Origin of the sequence: Christensenella intestinihominis (genome assembly GCF_001678845.1) — a bacterium.
GTDB lineage: Bacteria > Bacillota > Clostridia > Christensenellales > Christensenellaceae > Christensenella > Christensenella intestinihominis.
Window position 1 is genome coordinate 73,628 of sequence record NZ_MAIQ01000008.1, and the last position, 19,009, is coordinate 92,636.

The following is a 19,009-nucleotide window of genomic DNA, read 5'->3' on the forward strand; positions in this document are numbered from 1 at the left end:
TTCCTTCCGGGCGGTTCCATAATACGCCGGGCAGGGGAATAAGCCCCCGCTTACAGCATGCTCGAATACATCGAATAAATCGGCAGCATTACGGCTGCCAGCACGATTGTTATAATAACGGCCAGCACAACCAGCATCACCGGTTCCAAGATAGAAATCATCCGGTTGATGGCGTTTTCGGATTCCGTGTTGTAGTAATCCGAGATACTGGCAAGGATACGGTCAAGGCTGCCCGACTCCTCGCCGATGCGCACCATGGACGGAAGCAGGCGGTCGAACACGTTTATGCGTTCGATGGCCGAGGAAAGGGATTCCCCCATGCTCACATCCTGCATCAGCGAAGTAAACAGCCTGTCGATGTAGAGGTTGCCGAGGACGTTCGACGACAGCCGCAGCGACGTAATCAGCGGAATACCGCTTGCATACAGGATCGACAGGGAACGCGCAAAACGCGCGGAATATACGGTGCGGTTCATTTTGCCCGTCACAGGCATGCGCAGCTTTATCCGGTCGAGTATATAGCGAAAAGAAGGCATGCGCGCGGAATTCAGGAATAAAACGGCGACCGCGGCGATCACCAGCACAATCCATATCCAGTAATTCACCATAAAATCGCTCACGCCCATGACGAACTGGGTAATCGGCGGGATTTCCGCATTCTGGAACATGGTCATCATGTTCGGCAGCACAAATGTAAATAACAGGATAATGACGCCCACGGAGACGACAAGTAAAATTGTCGGGTAAATGGTGGCCGATTTAATCTTGTGCATCAGCTTGTTTTCGTTTTCATAGTGTCCCGCAAGCGTCAGCAGGATGGAATCGAGGCTGCCGCTCGTCTCGCCGGATTCGATCATGTTGGTAAGGAAGGGCGGAAAAGACTGGCCCTCGAGCCGCATTGCCTGCGAGAGGGACATGCCCCGCTGGATGCTTTCATAGACGGAAAGGAATAATTCACGGATTGCGGGCGTTTCCGCCGTCTGGTACAGCACCTCGAACGCCCCCGTCATGCTCAGGCCGGATTCCATCATCGTTCCCATTTTCCGGCAGAAAACGATAAGCTCCCTGGTTTTCATTTTATGCAGCCGGCGGCGCGCCTGTCCGCCGTCCGCGGTTTCGTCATAGGAAAGGCAATAAAGCCCCTGCCCGCGCAGGGACGCATAAAAAGACGGTATATCGTTTGCCGTAAGAACGCCTTTCACCGTTTTGCCCTGGGCGTCGCGGGCGGTATATCGAAATTGACTCAATCTGGAAGTACGACCTTTCCTGGAATAATACCGTACGAATTCGGTTAGGTTTATCGCTAAAAAAAATACGCACGGATAATAATATAATTTTATCATAACATAAATCCCAAATTCCGCAACAAAACTTAACATGAAAATTTCAAAAAAGTGGGTGATTCACAACATCTTGTGGTATACTGGAGTAGTCGGGGAATGTATTAAAAAATATAGGCGTTCCATAGTATAAACCGGGGAATGGCTTTGCAGAGGCAAACAGGTAAAATGCCCGCGCATGAAAGCCCCGGGTTGCCCGCGGAGGGGCCTGTTCGTGGTTAGATACAAAAGGAAAAACAAGCTGGCTTTCACGCTGGTGGAGCTCGTCGTCACCATTGCGATTATTGGCATACTGGCGGGGATTTTCGTCCCGTCTATCCTTAGCTATGCCAAAATGGCGCGGATGGAAGGCCTCAATAACGACGCCAGGACGGTTTTCCTGGCCGCGCAGAATTACCTGACGGGCTGGACGGGCGGCGGGAACGACGCGGCGGCAATTAATCCGCAGGGCGAAACGGTCGATCTGGACAGGATAGTGCCCGGGGTCCCGGCAAAGGAAAAAACGGAAAACGGCGAAAACATCAAATACCTCACGCTCGCGCGTACGGACGGGAGCAAGCAGGAAAACCCGCTTTATCAAATCCTTTCCGGCTATATTTCAGACCAGCTCCTGCTGGAAAAATCGATTCTGGTGGAATATAACCAGAAGACGGGCCGGGTGCGCTCCGCGTTTGTTTCGGAGGAGCCGTTCCTCGGCTATGCCGGGGAAAACAGCGACCCGACGAACGTATACGACCGTACGACAGATGTGCTGTGGGCAAAGGAGCAGGGTTATTACGGCGTGGATTATACGGGCAGCCTTCCGGACAGGCAGGAAGGCCAGAGCCTTTCCGTCCGCATCGTAAACAGCGATAATATGCTGCGCGTGGAATGCGATATCGCAGATTTTATAACCGCGAAAAACGGGACGCAATATGAATTCCAAATTTTTTCCCTGGATGATCCGGGAAAAGGATATACGTTTACATTTGATCCGAATCTTACCTATGACCGGGACGCAGGCGGAAAAACGGTATGGGCGGTAACCTATAACAATGCAAAAACCGCAATAGAAAAGGCGGACCCCAAAAAGCCGATGGTTTATAAAACGGAGGTGGACCCGGACGGCACCGGGCATATCGTGCTGATCCTGGATGTATTCAGCGCGTGGAACGCCTACGACTCCGCCCGGGATATGGGAATTGCGGCCTGCTATCCCGATCTTCCGGTCGGATTGCTGGACGCGAAGGTCACGGCAAAGGCGGCGGATACGGGGGCGGAAATTGCCGCGGAACGGTCGGGAAATACGGAATACAGCTATTTCGCCGGACAGGAAAAGGGGAAGGACGGAAGCGTTACCTATATCATCCGGGATGCGCGCCAGCTTAATAATATGCGCTACATGACGGAAGGAACCGCCATCACGGGAAAATTCCGGCAGGCTGCGGATATCAGCATGCGGGCGTTTTTCGATGAAACGGGCGATAAGGTCCTGGCCGAGGGCGCGCGGGTCACGATCGCACCGCTGGGGTCCTTCGCCGGGACGTACGATGCGCAAAAGCCTTATGCGGGCACGGATGGGGACGGGAATTATACCGTTACGGACCTCATGGTTGCCTCCCGCAGCGGACAGGCGGGGCTCTTTGCCGTAAACAGCGGAAAAATTACCAATCTTACGGTTATGGGAGCGCAGGTCGGGGAGGCAGGCGAACCCGTAAAGACGAACGGCGGAATCATTGCCGGGGCCAACGCGCCTCTTGGGACAATCGAAAACTGCAATGTTTCAGGGGCCGTGACGGGCGGCGCTTCGGCTGGCGGGATCGCAGGCGCAAACAGCGGGAAAATCATCGGCTGCAAGAGCGGCGTGTTCCCGGGGCTGCAAACCGCAAACGCCGTGCAATATACCTATAAAAACACCTATTCCTATACGGAAAAAGTGCTGAAAGACGGAAAACCGGTTACGGTGAAAAAAGAGCTGCCCTGTGTCATTTCCTCCGGCGGCAGCGGGGAACGGAATGCCGCCGTGGGCGGTATTGCGGGCACGAACACCGGGACGATTACGCAATGCGTCAATATTTCGCAAATTGAGAACCAGTCCGCGGGCGGAAAAACGGGCGGCCTTGCGGGCCTTGTTTCCGCGGGCGGACTGACCGAAAGCTATAACGCGGGCCGCGTTGTTTCCACGGGAAACGGAAGCAGCGTGGGCGGGGTCGTCGGGCAAAACGGCGCGCATGTTGAAGCCTGCTATAATACGGGCAGGATCAACCTGAAGGATTCACAGGAAAATAATCCCGGGGAATCGACGCCGCTTACGGACGGCAGCATCGGGGGCGTGGCAGGCTATAATACGGAAAGCGGGAGCATTGCGGATTGTTATGCAATCAACTATATCGGATATTCCGAGTGGCAGGCGAATACGGCGGCGGGCGGCGTCATCGGCCGCGACGAGACGACGGACCCCGCTTTCGTTACCAATTGCAGCTTTATTCCCGGGGAAAACCTGACGAATGCGCTCGGCGAATCCGTCCTTGGCGCGCGCGGCGGAGCGCGTGCCGTATACCGGCCGGAAGAGCTCGCGGACTATTATACGGGCGACCCGTGGCGCCTCGACGATCCGGCCTCCGGGGGAACCTTCTACTACAGGTATCCCTATTTATACGGCCTGAAAAGCGAACAAATTACGCCGTGGGAACAGATCACCCCGGCGACCCCCACGCTCCTTGCGCGCATGGAAAACGGCGAACTGCTGACGGCGGAATGGGTAAACGAGACCTCTTCGCTGCAAAAGGGAATTATTGTGGAATTCCTGGACGGGAGCGGCAATGTGCTCGATACGGTCCGGAATATCGACCTGGAGGCACTGCGCGGCATAACGTCCCTTCGCGACGCCCTGCTGGCGCCGCTTTCAGGGGATTCCGGCAGGACATATTTTGCCTTCTGCGAAGACAATACCTATAAGATTGTGCTGGACGGCGTTTTGATGGATGAAAACCGGCGCAATACAATTGAAAATTACTTCCGCGATAAGCAAAGCATTGGTATACGCGTAACCTATCTGGGGGAAGAAACGGTCCTTTCCAACATGGAAAATCCGCTGTATGCGGGCGTGACGGACGAAGGGAACCAAATATCGAACGCGCGTCATTTCTATAATGTGCGCTACCGCGCCGGACAGGCTTTTGTGCAGGCGGGGAATATCGAGCTGCATAATTTTGACGGGACCGAAGCGGTAATTTCTCCCGTAGACGTACTCACGGGCAGCTATGACGGAAAAGGCTATTCCATCACCCGGCTGTCGGTTGTCTCCGAATCGGGCGGCGCGGGCCTGTTCGCGCAAATCGGGGAGGCGAGCACGGCAAAAAATATCGTCCTCGAATCGGGAACCGTTACGGGCCGCGAAAACATCGGCGGGATCGCCGGTATCAATTACGGGACGGTAAGCGGCTGCACAGTAAGGCAGGGAGTAACCGTTTCGGCCGCAGCGGGCGGCGGGAAGAAAAACATCGGCGGCCTTGTCGGGAAAAACGCGGGCGTTGTGACCGGGCCGGACCGGCATCCCACGGCGGACGGGGATAATTACCTGCACACTACGGGCGCGCAGTGGTACGCGGGCGGCGCCGCGAATACGGGAACGATCACCTTCAAAACCAGCGTACCGCCGCCGGAGAGCGAAGGGAGCAGGTTTTACGTGGCGTTTGATACGCTCGACGCGACCGCGCTGGGCATACCTGACGGCAGGCAGGACGAGGAAATACTCGCGCTTCTGGAACTGGAATCGGGTTACCCTTTCCAGTTGTGCAAAAACGATATGTATACGCCCCTCACCCTGGCGGATTTACAGGGGATGCAAAAGGCCAAGGAAGGCTATTATCTGGAATTTTACCTGCAGTCCGACGATTTGGCGGTGCTCCGGCGCGTCACGGATACGCCGTGCTTTGTCGGAAATTCCGGCGAAATCACAGACTGCGTGAACGAAGCGTCGCTTACGCAGGCGGCGGATACGGCAAATGCGGAAGACCGCATCGGCGGCATCGCGGGGTCAAATGAAAGTGTCATCCGCCGGTGCACAAGCGGGACGGTTGCGGACCCGCCCTCCATGGACATCGGGGAAATCCTTTCAAACGCGACGCAATACCGCGCGCAAAGCGGTTTCATTGGCGGTGTCAGCGGGGTCAATTCCGGGGAAATCACGGACTGCGTGAACGCGGCCGGGGTCTCGTCGGCGGCAGGAAAGGCCGTCGGCGGCATCGCCGGACAAAATACAAACCTCATCGGCAACTGCTATAACGCGGGTACGGTATGGTGCGCGGGCACAGGCGGCAGCGTCGGCGGCATTGCGGGGAAAAATATTAAAGAAATTACCAATTGCTATAACACGGGCCGCATCAATGTGGAACCCGGCCAACTGGCGGGCGTGAAGCTTTCCGGCGGCAGCATCGGCGGCGTAGCCGGCTTCAACGGCGCCGCCGCGCAGGTGTCCGCCTGCTATAATATCGGCTATGTGGGCGACGCGGCCGGAACCGGCTCCGCGGGCGGCGTGGTCGGCCGCAACGAAAATATGGCGGCGGGCTCTTCGGGAATTTGGAATATATATACGCTGGCGACAAACAGCCTCGGCAAGGATGCCGTCGGCAGCGGCGTTCCTTCCGGGTTCCCCAATACCCCGGTTTCCGCGGATGAACTGAAAGGCCTGCTTTTGGGAACGGCGTTCTCCACGGACCAGGCCCCGCTTGCGCAGACCTATCAATATCCCTATCCGTATTTGAAAGGCGGCGCGGCGCAGCAGCGCACCCCGTGGGAGGACGCGGCGGAAGCAGGTGCCCTCAAAGGCTCGGGTGCCTCCGGCGATCCCTACCAAATCTGGAACGCGAAAGACCTGCTTTTGGTGGAACAATACAGCGAGGCGCCCGACAAATATTTCCGGCAAATGGACGATATCGATATGACGGGTGTGGATTACAGCCCCATCGCCTCGTTTACAGGCCATTACGACGGCGCGGGCCATACCATCTCAAACCTGGAGGTGCGGATCGTCGACGCCGTGCTGACGGAGGGGCAGATGCATTATACGGGCGGTTTGGTACAGAGCTCGAACGGAAACCTCCGGAATATCTGCCTCGTGAACCCGCAGGTCGCCATTTCCTATACCGGGCCGAAATACGCATGGCCGCACCAGCTGTATGTCGGCGGCATTGTCGGGAGGTCCTCCGGCCGGGTGGAAGATTGCATGGTGATCGGCGGCAGCGTTACCGTAACCGTGGAAGCGGAATCGTGGAATACGGACGCCTATATCGGCGGTATCGTCGGATATGGCGGCGCTTCCTTCTGCGGCTGCACGGCGGATATTACGCTTGACAACAAGAGCGGCAGCCGCGAGGCTTCCTACCTGGGCGGCGTCGCCGGGTACAGCTATGGAAGCGGCGTAAACCAGTCCTATTTTGCGGGAACGCTTTCGGGCGCGGGCGTCTCCGCCAAAATCGGCGCGATTGCGGGATATAATATAAGCTACGTCACTTCCTGCGTAATGCTGGGCGGCAGCGCCCCGCAGGCGGTGGGCTTCGGCTCCGGCTCGGCCGTATCCTGCACGTCCGGCGAATTATCGTCCAATGACATTCTCGGAAAATTGGGCGGCGGCGCATGGCATTTCATCCCGGCGTGCGGCTATCCCTATCCGCTGTCGGTCGATATCACGACGCCCCTGCCCGGGATTTCCGTCAATATGTTCACGGAGGAAGAACCATCCCCCGAACCGGAGGCGCAGGAAGCGGCTCCCGGCCCGGAAGAAAGCCCGGAAATCTCCCAGCCTGCCCCGGAAAGCGCCGGGCCGTCCGCGTCCCCGCAGACAGCGGAGCCGGACCAGGAGGGCGGTGACGCGGCATGAGCAAGCGGCATAAAGCCAAAGAAGGGGCGTCCATGGTCATCGCGTTGATTTTGCTGATTGTGTTCCTCGTGATCGGGACGTCCGTGCTCACGGCGGCGTCGGCCTCGGTAAGCAGCGCGGCGGCGCTCCGGGAGGAAAAGCAGCTTTACTATTTCGCGCGTTCGGTTGCCGTTTCCTTTACGGACGGCATGACCAAACAATGGGGAGGGGCGCTGTGGGACAACATAAATAAAATCATCGAAAACGAGCCGGACAGGGAAGAATACACCTGCACCCTTTCCGTCAATAACAGCCTGCCGGACGGTTTTATGAAGGAAGGGAACCGGGAGCTTAATATGGACCCGGTTACGATACGGCTGGAAGGAGTCCGCCTGAACGAAGACGGTTCGCTGCGCGCGGTCGGGAAGATGACCGCGGAATTCGTGGTGCGTTACGGCGGCGGCGCCCGGGCCTATCGGATGATGGCGGAATACACATATCAGAAGCCGGAGGATGACGAACATGCGGAATCGGGTTGGACGCTTGTCAAATATGACCAGCCGTAAAACGGGCAAAAAAGGAAAAAAAGGGGAGCTGCTGATCGAAACGATTGTTTCGATCGCCATTTTCGCCGTCGTAATGGTTGCGGTGTCGTCGATGGTGGCCGTCGCCTACAATATGCTCACCGCGTCGCGGGAGCAGTACGAGCAAATCCGCCAAAGATGCTCGAACATTGAAACCATGCAGGATGTGGGCGGCTATACCGGCGGGAATGTGCTGCAATACCAGTTTGACGATGCGGGGAATACGCGGGTCGATACGGCGATACGGGTTTACGAAGACGGGCAGGTCGCCTTTTTCACCCTGGGGAAGTAAATGAAGAACGGGAAATTTTCGCAAAAACTGAAAAAAGGCTTTACGCTGGTTGAACTGGTGGTCGCGATTGCCGTGTTTGCGATTTTCTCCGTGGGCGCGGCCGTCGTACTGGTGCCGGTGCTTAACATTTACAACAGCGCGATCCAACTGTCGGACGCGCAGTTTGTGGCGTCGAACGTCCTCGATGCCGTAGAAAACGAACTCACCTACGCGCAGCCGGACCAGGCGCCGGTTATTTCGGGGGACGGAACGGAAATCAGGTTCAATGGAATCTACCCGGATACAAGGCTCAAATCTACCGGGGGATATTTGTATATTGCCCGCGGCGCGGGAGGGGAATTCCAGCCGTATTACGACGAACGCTATTACCGCAGCGGCAGGGTTGAGGTAACGTTTGCAGGGCCAGAGGAAGGCGCGCGCGCCTATACGGTCACCGTAGAGGTGAAAAAAGACAGCGGAGAAGCGCTGTATACGGCGACCGGGAACATCACGCCGCTTGCGTATGCGGGGAGCGGCGTTTGAGGAACGGACCCGCTTACGCATGGAATTTCTCCGGCCGTACGCAATATTGCATGCGGTCTTTTTTCTTGTTATAATAAAGGTTCGTAAGAGAATTGGAAAAGGGGTTCATTTATGGCGGAAAACGAGTCAAAGAATTTTATTGAAGAGATTGTCGAGCGGGACCTTGCCGACGGGAAGGTGGACCATGTCGTGACGCGTTTCCCGCCCGAGCCGAACGGCTACCTGCATCTTGGCCATGCGAAAGCCATCTGCCTGAATTTCGGGCTGGCGGAGGAATTCGGCGGAAAATGCAACCTGCGTTTCGACGATACCAACCCCGTCAAGGAAGACGCGGAATATATCAAAGCGATTAAACGGGATATCGAATGGCTGGGCTTTGAGTGGGCGGCCGAGGTCTATGGCTCGGATTATTTCGATTTTATGTACGAATGCGCGGAGCGCCTGATCGAAAAGGGCCTCGCCTATGTGGACGACCTCACGCCCGAGCAGATGCGCGAATACCGCGGAACCCTTACGGAGCCGGGCCGGGAAAGCCCGTACCGGGGCCGGACGCCCGGGGAAAATATGGACCTTTTCCGCCGCATGAAGGCGGGGGAATTTGAAGACGGAACCAAAGTGCTGCGTGCGAAAATCGATATGGCCTCGCCCAATCTCAACCTGCGCGATCCTGCCATTTACCGGATTGTAAAAGCGCCGCACCACCGTACAGGCGAAAAATGGGTCATCTATCCGATGTACGATTTTGCGCATCCGCTCGAGGATGCCTACGAGGGTGTGACGCATTCGGTGTGCACGATGGAGTTTGAGGACCACCGTCCGCTGTACGACTGGTTCGTGGAAAACTGTGAATGTAAAAATGTTCCGCACCAGTACGAATTTGCGCGCCTGAACCTCACGCATACGGTTATGAGCAAGCGGTATTTGAAAAAACTGGTGGACGACGGCGTGGTCTCCGGGTGGGACGACCCCCGTATGCCCACGCTTTCCGGCGTGCGCCGCCGGGGCTATACGCCCGCGGCAATCCGCGATTTCTGCGACCGCATCGGCGTTGCCAAGGCGGTGTCCGAGGTGGATGTGCGCCTGCTCGAGTATTGCGTGCGTGAAGACCTCAACGCAAACGCCCCCCGCGTTATGGGGGTGCTCCGGCCGCTGAAACTTACCATAGAAAACTATCCCGAGGGAAAAACGGAAATGCTGACGGCGGAGGATATGCCGGGCGGCGAAACGGTACACGAGGTTCCGTTTTCCCGGCACCTGTATATCGAGCAGGACGATTTTCTCGAGGTAAAACCGAACAATAAATATTTCCGCCTGTATGTGGGCGGCGAGGTGCGCCTCAAAAACGCCTACATTATTAAATGTGAGCGCGTGGTAAAGGACGGCGACGGCAACATCACGGAGGTAATCTGCACCTACGATAAAACCACGAAATCCGGCGGCGAAAACAGCGGCCGGAAGGTCAAGGGCACGCTTCACTGGGTGGAGCGCGATACCGCGGTGCGCGCGCAGGTACGGCTGTTCGATTATCTTTTTACCGAGCTTGAAGACGGCACATGCGCCGCGAATCCTGGGTCGCTGACGGTTCTCCATGATGCGGTCATCGAGCCCCACATCAAAAACGCGGGCAAAGGAGACCGTTTCCAGTTCATGCGGCAGGGATATTTCTGCATCGATACGGAAGACACAACGGAAAACCGGCTGGTGTTTAACCAGATTGTGAGCCTGAAGGACAGCTTTGCTAAAACGATGAACAAATAAAGCGCGCATCCACCCCGGATACGCTTAGCAAAGCCGGTATATTTTCTTTTAAATCGAAAGGAACGATATTATGGAAGTAAGAACAAGATTCGCGCCCAGCCCAACGGGCTACCTGCATATCGGCGGCCTGCGTACGGCGCTGTACGGATACCTGTTTGCAAAGAAAAACGGCGGGAAATTCATCCTGCGCATCGAGGATACGGACCGGGAGCGCCTTGTGGACGAAGCCAGCGAGATCATTTACCGCACGCTTAAGGATACGGGGCTTATTTACGATGAAGGCCCGGACGTGGGCGGGGAATACGGCCCCTACATCCAGTCGGAGCGCAAGGATATCTATCAAAAATATGCGGAAGAGCTTGTCTCCCGCGGCGCGGCCTATTATTGCTTCTGCACCAAAGAGCGGCTTTCCGGCCTGCGCGCGGAGTGCGAGGCCAAAGGAGAGCAATTCAAATACGATAAGCATTGCCTCAGCCTCACGCCGGAGGAAGTGCAGGCAAAACTCGACGCGGGCGTGCCCTATGTCATCCGCCAGAATATCCCCACGGAAGGGGAAACGACGTACAGCGACATGGTCTACGGCACGGTCACGGTCCCGAACAGCGATATGGAAGACAATATCCTGCTGAAATCGGACGGCTACCCGACCTATAACCTCGCGAACGTGGTGGACGACCACCTGATGAAAATTACGCACGTCATCCGCGGCATCGAATACCTTTCCTCCACGCCGAAATACAACCTGCTTTATGAAGCGCTGGAATGGGATGTGCCGCAATATATCCACCTGCCCCCCGTCATGCGGGATAAGCACGCCAAGCTTTCCAAGCGCCACGGCGACGCCTCCTATGAGGATTTTATCGGGAAAGGCTTCCTTTCGGGGGCGATCCTCAATTATATCGCGCTTCTCGGCTGGAGCCCGGCGGATAACCGGGAAATTTTTACGCTGCCAGAGCTCGTAGACGCGTTCGACGTAGCGGGGATCAGCAAAAGCCCGGCGATTTTCGATGTGGAAAAACTGAAATGGATGAATGCGGAATACATCCGCGCCCTTTCGGAGGAACGGTTTATTGAAATGGCAATGCCCTATTTCGAGCAGGCCATCGACCCGGATAAGTTCGATTTGCTGCTCATTACGCGGCTCATCCAGCCGCGCCTCGAGGTGCTGACGGAAATCCCGGATAAGCTCCGCTTCCTTTCCAAGCTGCCGGATTACGATATCGGCCTTTATCACCATAAAAAGATGAAAGTAACGCCGGAAAGCGCCCTCGTATACCTCGAAGCGGCCTATCCGGTCCTGCGTGACCTCCCGGATTTTACAGAGGAAATGATCCACGATTCTATGATGGAGCTTGTGCAGAAGCTGGGCGTGAAAAACGGGCAGCTTCTCTATCCGCTGCGGGTTGCGGTCTCAGGCGTCCCCGTCACGCCGGGCGGCGCGATCGAAATCGCCTACCTCCTTGGCAAACACGAGACGCTTTCGCGCCTCGAAACGGGAATTGCCAAGCTCAAGGATGCGCTGGACTGATTGGAAATTTTGAAAGGCCGCCTGGGGGCGGCCTTTTTTTGTGCGGTGGCAGTGGTGCTTATCGAGACAAAATGGTATACTGGGATAAATAAAGGCAAGGGGAGAAAGAGTCATGAAACGGTTGTGGGTTCTATTGGCGTTATGCCTTGTGTTGTCGGCGTTTGCGGTCCCGGGGCTTGCCGCGCCGGAGAGCTATGAAATTCCGAAACTCGATATGACGGTTACCGTCCCGGATGCGGACGGCCTGATGATCGTTGGCCGGGACGGCGAAATGAATGCTGCCGCAAGGGAGTGGGTCGCCGGGCTGGGCCTCGAACCGGAAATATATGACGAGTACATGCGGCAAGATTCGATTTATTTTTCTGCAATCGACGAATCGCTCAAATTCGAGTATATCATCACAGCCACTGAGGATGAGGAATCGAAGTATGTTTACGATCTTGATACGCTGACTGAAAATCAACTGAACGCGGTTATAAATGAATTGTCAGGCATAAGCGGCAAGGAAGACCTTGGCCAGGATGCGCTTGATGATATGGCGGAGCGGGGAATACTCGCAATGGACATCGATGTCAGTACGATGGAAAAAATGAATGGCGTAACCTATATGACGGGAACGTTGGAAGAGAACATCAATGGAAATCCCATGTGGCAGCAAATTTGTATTACGGTTAAAAACGGGCGGTATCTCTATTTCCGGCTGGCGACCTATGGCGGCCCGGCAACGGAAGCGCAGATTGCGGATTTTAAGGAATTCGTGGCCGGTACGGAATATACGCCGGTCCCGAGCACGGGCAGGACGCTTGCGCAGGACAAAAAAGCCGGGCAGTCCGTGTACTCAACGTTGTTTATCGTCATTCTCGCAGTCATTGCAGCGGTGGTAATTGTGATCGTTGCAGTGCGGAAAAGAGCACAGAAAAAAGAGGAAGCCTTCCTGCACACCGTGCGTAACATGCAGCCGCCTGCGCCGCCCATACCGCCGGCCGGCGGGCAGGCCGGGAATATCCCGCCGTTGCGCCCGGGGCAAACAGAGCCGCTGCCGCCCACGCAGGCGGGCGGGGAAACGAAACCTCCGGAGGGCGGCGAAGGCGGGCCGGCCTTAAAATAAACGGAGAAGTTTACTTGACTTTCCACTGCCCGCTGCGATATAATACTTTGATGTAACGTCCTTGCTCTGCGGGCAAAAAGCAGGGCCATTAGTCCAGAAGGAGGTGAATTACGGATGATAAAGTACGAATCCATGTACATTTTGAAACCGGATATGGAAGAGGAGAAAAAAGACGCGCTCGTAAAGCGCTTTTCCGACATCGTTGAAAAAAGCGGCGGTAAAGTGGAAAAGATCGACGAGTGGGGCAAAAAGCGTCTTGCATACCCGATCCAGTATTTAAACGACGGTTACTATGTACTCATGACGTTTGAAGCGGAAACGACGCTCCCGGCGGAACTTGAAAGAAATTACAAGATTTCCGACGATGTGCTCCGCTACATGGTTGTCAATCTCGAAGACCAAAAAGCGTAAGCAAAATGTACGGGCGGGTTTTTACCTGCCCTGAAACGACCAAACAAAGGATGGTTCCAAGATGAATAAAGCGATTCTGGTTGGTAATTTAACAAGGGACCCGGAGCAGCGCACAACGCCCTCGGGCGTTTCCGTCACAAGCTTTACGGTTGCGGTTACGCGCCGTTATAAGTCGCAGGACGGGACGCAGCAGGCGGATTTCATCAATTGTGTCGCATGGCGCTCGACCGCCGAGTTTATTGCAAAATATTTTACAAAGGGCTCGAGGATCGGCGTTGTGGGCACGATACAAACGCGCACCTACGACGATGCGAACGGCGTTCGCCGTTATGTAACGGAAGTCGTGGTGGATGAAGCGGAATTCGTAACGAGCAAGGCCCAGAATCCGGGCGCGTCGCGCGGCGATGCACCGGCGCAGCAGGCCCCGCAGCCGCAGCAGAATGCGGACGACCTGTTTGCCGAAGAACTCTCGGATTTCCAGCCGCTCGACGATGCGGAACTGCCCTTCTGATTTTGGAATCGTTCCTGTGCGATGCGCAGATGCAGTGCGCACAGGCTACTTTAAGTAAAGGAGATGTCTCAAATGAGCGAAGAAAGAGCGAGAAGACCGATGCGCGCACGGCGCCCGAGAAGGAAAGTATGCGCCTTTTGTGCGGACAAATCGGAATTCATCGATTATAAAGATGTTGTGAAATTAAGGAAATACCTGACGGAGCGCGGCAAAATCATGCCGAGGCGTGCCTCCGGCACGTGCGCAAAGCACCAGCGCGAACTTGCCGTTGCGATCAAGCGGGCAAGGGTTATGGCGTTGCTGCCCTACGTCTCCGACTAACTGGTCTGCGCGGCGGTCTTTGAATTTTTCGGATCGCGCACCGACCTCGGCGTACGTTTATGTACGCCTTCGTCCGGTACGTTCCCGATAAAATCCAAATCCCATCCACGCATCCTTCGTTAGTCAAAAGAAATTATGAGGAACATATCTTTCGGGGTATGTTCTTTTTTTATCCTTCCAACTATGTACGCCTTCGTCCGGTACGTTTCCGGTAAAATCCAAATCCCATCCACGCATCCTTCGTTAGTCAAAAAGAAATTATGAGGAACATATCTTTCGGGATATGTTCTTTTTTATAATCTCAATCCGCCGGGGCGGCATATTATATCGGCGCGCACGCCGCCCTGCCGCGCGGTCACCCGTCCTGCCTTGAACTGCATCGATCCTGAACGCACTTAATAAAAGATAAAACAGGGGAACATATCTTTCGGGACATGTTCTTTTTTTATAATCCCAACCCGCAGGGGCGGCATATTATGCCACCGCGCACGCGGCCCGGCTGCTTTCAAAGCGGAGGCCTTTTTTATTTCTTTTTAACCTCCGTGCGCTACTCACGGGCGTGCGTTTATGGTATACTATAAATCATGGATGTAACGTACGAAAACGGTGCCGCGCTGGTGCGGACGGGCTGCTTTGACCCGCGTCATATCTTTGAAAACGGGCAGGCGTTCCGCTTTTTTCCGTGCGGGGAAAACGTATATGAGGGCGTGGCGAACGGGCGCTACCTGCGCGTTGCCAAAACGCCGGAGGGCGCGCGCCTCTATCCCTGTACCCCGCAGGAGTTCGAGACGGTATGGAAGCATTATTTCGATCTGGACCGGGACTATGAAACGTTGTTTTCAGACTGCGGCGACAAGGCCCTGCGGCAGGGCGTCAGGTACGGGTGCGGCCTGCGGGTCTTAAACCAGCAGCCGTTTGAAACGCTGGTTTCGTTTATCGTGTCGGCCAACAATAACGTGAAGCGGATTCGCGGAATCCTCAGCCGAATCTGCGCATTGTGCGGCGAACCGTTTTCCTTTGAGGGAAAAACGTGGTATCGGTTTCCCCGGCCCGCCGCGCTTGCGGGTCTTGCCGAAACGGAACTTACCGGCTGCGGCAGCGGTTACCGCGCCCCCTATATCAAAGGGGCGGCGCAGATGGTGGCGGAGGGCTTTCCGCTCGAAGCGCTGCGGAAGATGGAGTATGCGGACGCGAAAAGGGAACTGCAAAGGCTGCCCGGCGTGGGTCCCAAGGTTGCGGACTGCGTCCTGCTTTTTTCCCTCGGCTTTCATGATGCATTCCCGGCCGACGTGTGGATCAAACGTGTCCTGCGCGAGCATTACGGCTTTTCCGGGAACGACAGGCAAATTTATGAATTTGCGCGCGGGCGGTTCGGCGAATACGCGGGAATTGCGCAGCAATACCTGTTTTTCTGGCAGCGGGAAAACGGCAGGGGATAATTTTGTTTAAAACCGTCTGTGCTTGACGGATTGAATATTTATAAGAATTTGGAGGGAAAGGAACCTATGAAGCTTCTCGTAGATACCCATACGCATACGGTGGCAAGCGGGCACGCATATTCCACCCTGCGGGAAAATGCGCTTTTCGCCGCGAAAAAGGGGTTGGAAGCCTTTTGCTGTACAGACCACGGCCCGGGCATCGAAGGCGGCGCGCCGGATTTCATCATCAGCGTGCTGCAGGGCCTGCCGGATATTCTCGAAGGCGTGCGCATGATCCGCGGCTGCGAGCTTAACATCCTGGACAGCGAAGGCAATGTAGACCTTCCGGAAAAATATATGCAGCGTTCAGAGTTTTTAATTGCATCCATGCACGATATTGTAATCCCGCAGGATACGGTGGAAAAGAACACTGCCGCGCTCGTAAACGCGCTCCGAAACAAATACGTCGATGTAGTGGGCCATCCGGGCAATCCCCATTATCCGGTCCATATTGAGGAAGTGGTAGACGCGGCGAAAAAGTATGATAAGCTGATCGAGATTAACAGCCATTCGTTCCTCCACCGCAAGGGCAGCGATAAGACCTGCCCCCAGTTCATCCGCCTGTGTAAACGGAAGGATGTGCGCATCACCGTATCGTCCGACGCCCACGCGTGCTATAACGTCGGCAATTTCGAGGAAGCGGCGCGCGCCCTCGAAGCGGAAGGCTTCCCGGAGGAACTGATCGTAAGCCGCAGCCTCGGCGCGTTCACGGAATATCTTAAGGAACGCGAAAAAAGAATTAAATAACAAGGAGACCTTTTATGGCATATAAGACCCTATACCGTGTATTCCGGCCCAAAACCTTTGACGAGGTTTACGGGCAGCAGCATATCACGGATATCCTGAAAAAGCAGGTAATGACCGGCCAGCTTTCGCATGCATACCTTTTTTACGGCCCCCGCGGCACAGGAAAGACGAGCACGGCGAAAATCCTTGCCAATGCAATGAACTGCCTCGACCCGCAGGACGGAAACCCCTGCGGCAAGTGCGAGGTGTGCGCCGGAGTCGCAAACGACGCGTTTGTGGATATCGTAGAGATCGACGCGGCGTCCAACAACAGCGTGGATAACGTACGCGACATTCGTGAAAAGGTGTCGCTCCTGCCTGCGCTCGGGAAATATAAGGTATATATTATCGACGAGGTGCACATGCTTTCTCCCGGCGCTTTCAATGCGCTTTTAAAGACGCTTGAAGAACCGCCCGCGCATGCGGTGTTTATCCTTGCAACGACGGAAATCCGCAAGCTGCCGGCAACCATCCTGTCGCGGTGCCAGCGTTATGATTTCAAACGGATCACGGAAGAAGACATCATTGCCCGCCTGCGCGAGGTTGCGGAAAAGACGGGAATCAAATATGAGGAAGAGGCCCTCGCCATGATCGCGCAGTCCGCCGAAGGGGCGATGCGCGACGCGCTTTCCGTGATGGACCAGTGCATTGCGGGCCAGGACGCCCTCACTGTGGAACATGTAAATGAAGCGATGGGAATTGCCGATATGGAACGCATCCGGGCGCTGTGCGGGGCGGTGCTGGACGAGAATCCGTCGCAGGCCCTCGGGCTTCTCCGGGGTATGCTGGAGGACGGAATCGAGCCCCACAACATCCTGAGGGATATTGTCGTGGAATTATCCGGGCAGCTTGCGAAGGAAGCCTCCGACGCCTATCGGTGCGCCAATCTTCTGCGCGTGCTGGAAGTGTTTATCTACAACCAGAATATCCTCCGCTATGCGGCCACGCCGGATGCGGTTCTCATTGCGGCGGTCACACGGGCCGCCGTGAATACGACGGATGTGGATATGGAGGATATAGGCCTGCGGCTGAAAAAGCTTGAAGCGCGCGTGGAAAACCTTGCCGCAAACCTTGCTTCCGGAAAGCTTGCCGCGGCGGTGCCGGAACAGGGACGGGAGCCCGCTCCGCGCGCGGTGCCCGTGCAGGCGGAAATTCCCGGAACGCAGGAGCTCGCGGGGGGCGCGATCGAAGCGGTGGAACAGGAAGAACAAGTGCAAAAGCAGCAGGAAAAGGAACAGGCGCAGGCGGCGCCGATGCCCGAAGCGGACGAGGCCTTAAGGCAGCTGCGCGCGAAAATCGAGCACGAGCTTCCCGTGCTTGCCCCGGCCGCGGCCGCGGTGCGGGAAATCAGCGCGAAGGGAAACCTGCTGAAGATCATTGCGGACGCGGCGGACAGCGTGCTCGTGGATATGCTGTGCAAGGAGGAATACCTTGCGCAGATGAATGAGATCACCGCGGAGATTTTCGGGCATACGATGGTGCTTGAAGCGCAATACGAGCAAAAAGAAGAGAAAAGCATGGAGCAGCAGCTCTTCGACCTTTTTGGAAAAGATAAAGTTGTGATAAAATAAAGACCAAACGAAAATATTTTGGAGGATTAGGAAATGGCAAAAGGTGGATTCCCGGGCGGAATGAATATGCAGAACATGATGCGCCAGGCACAGCAGATGCAGGCAAAAATGCAGCAGATGCAGGCAGAGCTTGAAGAACGCGAGGTGGAAGCGACGGCAGGCGGCGGCGTGGTGCGTGTGGTTGCGACAGGAAAAAAGACAATCAAAAGCATTGAAATCCAGGAAGCGGCGGTCGATCCGGACGATGTCGAAATGCTGCAGGACCTTGTGATTGCGGCGGTCAATGAAGCGCTTGCAAAGGCGGAGGAAATGATGCAGGCCGAAATGGGCAAAATCACGGGCGGCATGAACCTCGGGGGGCTGTTTTAATTGAACCTGCAATCCTACCAGAAACTGGTCGCCCAGTTCTGTAAGCTTCCCGGTATCGGCGCAAAAACGGCGCAGCGCCTTGCCTACCATGTGCTGAAAATGCCGGAAGACGAGGTCAAGCAATTTGCGGCCACCATGTACGACGCGCGGCGCAGGGTAAAATATTGCAAGATATGCGGGAACATGTGCGAAGGCGAGGTGTGCGAGGTCTGCGGGGATGTGCGGCGCGACCATTCGTTGATTTGCGTGGTTAAGGATGCGCGCGATGTTTTCGCGATCGAAAAAACGCACGAATACCGCGGGCTATATCATGTGCTCGGCGGCACGATTTCCCCGCTCGAAGGGGTCGGGCCGGACGATATCGCAATCAAACCGCTTCTTTCGCGGCTTGACGGCGAAGTAAAAGAGGTCATCCTCGCCACCAATCCCGATGTGCAGGGCGAGGCGACTGCCGCCTACATCAGTCGGCTGCTCAATGATTACGATGTCAAGGTGTCGCGGATTGCGCACGGCATCCCGATCGGCGCGGAGCTTGAATATGCGGACGAGATCACGCTGGCTAAGGCGCTCGAGGGCCGGACCTCCGTGTAA

16 protein-coding genes are annotated in these 19,009 nt (G+C 55.9%); 15 read left to right on the forward strand and 1 reads right to left on the reverse strand.

Annotated features, from left to right (window positions below):
• Positions 1-50 precede the first annotated feature (50 nt).
• Complete coding sequence (locus tag BBD38_RS11050) at positions 51-1,247, reverse strand: type II secretion system F family protein (RefSeq protein ID WP_066688303.1); 1,197 nt, start codon at positions 1,245-1,247, stop codon at positions 51-53.
• 307 nt (positions 1,248-1,554) lie between these two features.
• On the opposite strand from BBD38_RS11050, the gene BBD38_RS11055 reads away from it, so the two are divergent.
• The 15 genes from BBD38_RS11055 (at position 1,555) to recR (ending at position 19,009) form a co-directional block, all read left to right on the forward strand.
• Positions 1,555-7,200, forward strand: coding sequence for a prepilin-type N-terminal cleavage/methylation domain-containing protein (locus BBD38_RS11055; protein WP_066688187.1), 5,646 nt, complete (start codon positions 1,555-1,557; stop codon positions 7,198-7,200).
• Positions 7,197-7,745 carry a PilX N-terminal domain-containing pilus assembly protein gene (locus tag BBD38_RS11060; protein ID WP_066688188.1) on the forward strand — a complete coding sequence of 183 codons (549 nt, stop codon included), beginning with the start codon at positions 7,197-7,199 and terminating at the stop codon, positions 7,743-7,745. Before BBD38_RS11055 ends, BBD38_RS11060 begins: the two co-directional genes overlap by 4 nt.
• Positions 7,732-8,055, forward strand: a complete 324-nt coding sequence (locus BBD38_RS11065) for a prepilin-type N-terminal cleavage/methylation domain-containing protein (protein ID WP_066688189.1) — start codon at positions 7,732-7,734, stop codon at positions 8,053-8,055. Before BBD38_RS11060 ends, BBD38_RS11065 begins: the two co-directional genes overlap by 14 nt.
• A complete protein-coding gene (locus BBD38_RS11070; protein ID WP_066688190.1) occupies positions 8,056-8,577 on the forward strand; it encodes a PulJ/GspJ family protein in 522 nt (173 codons plus the stop codon).
• A 111-nt stretch (positions 8,578-8,688) separates the two neighbouring features.
• The gene (locus BBD38_RS11075) at positions 8,689-10,335 is read left to right on the forward strand and encodes a glutamine--tRNA ligase/YqeY domain fusion protein (protein ID WP_066688192.1); all 1,647 of its coding nucleotides are present in this window, start codon (positions 8,689-8,691) and stop codon (positions 10,333-10,335) included.
• A gap of 70 nt (positions 10,336-10,405) precedes the next feature.
• Positions 10,406-11,863, forward strand: a complete 1,458-nt coding sequence (gene gltX / locus BBD38_RS11080) for a glutamate--tRNA ligase (RefSeq protein ID WP_066688194.1) — start codon at positions 10,406-10,408, stop codon at positions 11,861-11,863.
• Between the two features lie 112 nt (positions 11,864-11,975).
• Positions 11,976-12,971, forward strand: coding sequence for a hypothetical protein (locus BBD38_RS11085; RefSeq protein ID WP_066688196.1), 996 nt, complete (start codon positions 11,976-11,978; stop codon positions 12,969-12,971).
• A 114-nt stretch (positions 12,972-13,085) separates the two neighbouring features.
• Positions 13,086-13,382 (forward strand): 30S ribosomal protein S6, encoded by a 297-nt coding sequence (gene rpsF / locus BBD38_RS11090; protein WP_066688198.1) that lies wholly within the window; start codon positions 13,086-13,088, stop codon positions 13,380-13,382.
• Positions 13,383-13,443: 61 nt separating this feature from the next.
• Positions 13,444-13,893: a single-stranded DNA-binding protein gene (locus BBD38_RS11095; RefSeq protein WP_066688200.1), complete on the forward strand. Its 450-nt coding sequence runs from the start codon at positions 13,444-13,446 to the stop codon at positions 13,891-13,893.
• Between the two features lie 72 nt (positions 13,894-13,965).
• Positions 13,966-14,214, forward strand: coding sequence for a 30S ribosomal protein S18 (gene rpsR, locus BBD38_RS11100; protein WP_066688202.1), 249 nt, complete (start codon positions 13,966-13,968; stop codon positions 14,212-14,214).
• Between the two features lie 584 nt (positions 14,215-14,798).
• The gene (locus BBD38_RS11105; protein WP_066688205.1) at positions 14,799-15,653 is read left to right on the forward strand and encodes a DNA-3-methyladenine glycosylase family protein; all 855 of its coding nucleotides are present in this window, start codon (positions 14,799-14,801) and stop codon (positions 15,651-15,653) included.
• Positions 15,654-15,719: 66 nt separating this feature from the next.
• The gene (locus BBD38_RS11110; protein WP_066688206.1) at positions 15,720-16,439 is read left to right on the forward strand and encodes a phosphatase; all 720 of its coding nucleotides are present in this window, start codon (positions 15,720-15,722) and stop codon (positions 16,437-16,439) included.
• A 14-nt stretch (positions 16,440-16,453) separates the two neighbouring features.
• Positions 16,454-18,049, forward strand: coding sequence for a DNA polymerase III subunit gamma/tau (dnaX, locus tag BBD38_RS11115; RefSeq protein WP_066688207.1), 1,596 nt, complete (start codon positions 16,454-16,456; stop codon positions 18,047-18,049).
• A gap of 33 nt (positions 18,050-18,082) precedes the next feature.
• Positions 18,083-18,418 carry a YbaB/EbfC family nucleoid-associated protein gene (locus tag BBD38_RS11120; RefSeq protein ID WP_066688208.1) on the forward strand — a complete coding sequence of 112 codons (336 nt, stop codon included), beginning with the start codon at positions 18,083-18,085 and terminating at the stop codon, positions 18,416-18,418.
• Complete coding sequence (gene recR / locus BBD38_RS11125) at positions 18,419-19,009, forward strand: recombination mediator RecR (RefSeq protein WP_066688210.1); 591 nt, start codon at positions 18,419-18,421, stop codon at positions 19,007-19,009.

Excerpts from the sequence above, each read along its gene's own strand:
- BBD38_RS11105 (WP_066688205.1), top strand. The coding sequence starts at position 14,799 with ATGGATGTAACGTACGAAAACGGTGCCGCGCTGGTGCGGACGGGCTGC.
- BBD38_RS11095 (WP_066688200.1), top strand. The coding sequence starts at position 13,444 with ATGAATAAAGCGATTCTGGTTGGTAATTTAACAAGGGACCCGGAGCAG.
- BBD38_RS11085 (WP_066688196.1), top strand. The coding sequence starts at position 11,976 with ATGAAACGGTTGTGGGTTCTATTGGCGTTATGCCTTGTGTTGTCGGCG.
- dnaX (WP_066688207.1), top strand. The coding sequence starts at position 16,454 with ATGGCATATAAGACCCTATACCGTGTATTCCGGCCCAAAACCTTTGAC.
- BBD38_RS11120 (WP_066688208.1), top strand. The coding sequence starts at position 18,083 with ATGGCAAAAGGTGGATTCCCGGGCGGAATGAATATGCAGAACATGATG.
- gltX (WP_066688194.1), top strand. The coding sequence starts at position 10,406 with ATGGAAGTAAGAACAAGATTCGCGCCCAGCCCAACGGGCTACCTGCAT.
- BBD38_RS11110 (WP_066688206.1), top strand. The coding sequence starts at position 15,720 with ATGAAGCTTCTCGTAGATACCCATACGCATACGGTGGCAAGCGGGCAC.
- rpsR (WP_066688202.1), top strand. The coding sequence starts at position 13,966 with ATGAGCGAAGAAAGAGCGAGAAGACCGATGCGCGCACGGCGCCCGAGA.
- BBD38_RS11070 (WP_066688190.1), top strand. The coding sequence starts at position 8,056 with ATGAAGAACGGGAAATTTTCGCAAAAACTGAAAAAAGGCTTTACGCTG.
- rpsF (WP_066688198.1), top strand. The coding sequence starts at position 13,086 with ATGATAAAGTACGAATCCATGTACATTTTGAAACCGGATATGGAAGAG.
- BBD38_RS11060 (WP_066688188.1), top strand. The coding sequence starts at position 7,197 with ATGAGCAAGCGGCATAAAGCCAAAGAAGGGGCGTCCATGGTCATCGCG.
- BBD38_RS11075 (WP_066688192.1), top strand. The coding sequence starts at position 8,689 with ATGGCGGAAAACGAGTCAAAGAATTTTATTGAAGAGATTGTCGAGCGG.
- BBD38_RS11065 (WP_066688189.1), top strand. The coding sequence starts at position 7,732 with ATGACCAGCCGTAAAACGGGCAAAAAAGGAAAAAAAGGGGAGCTGCTG.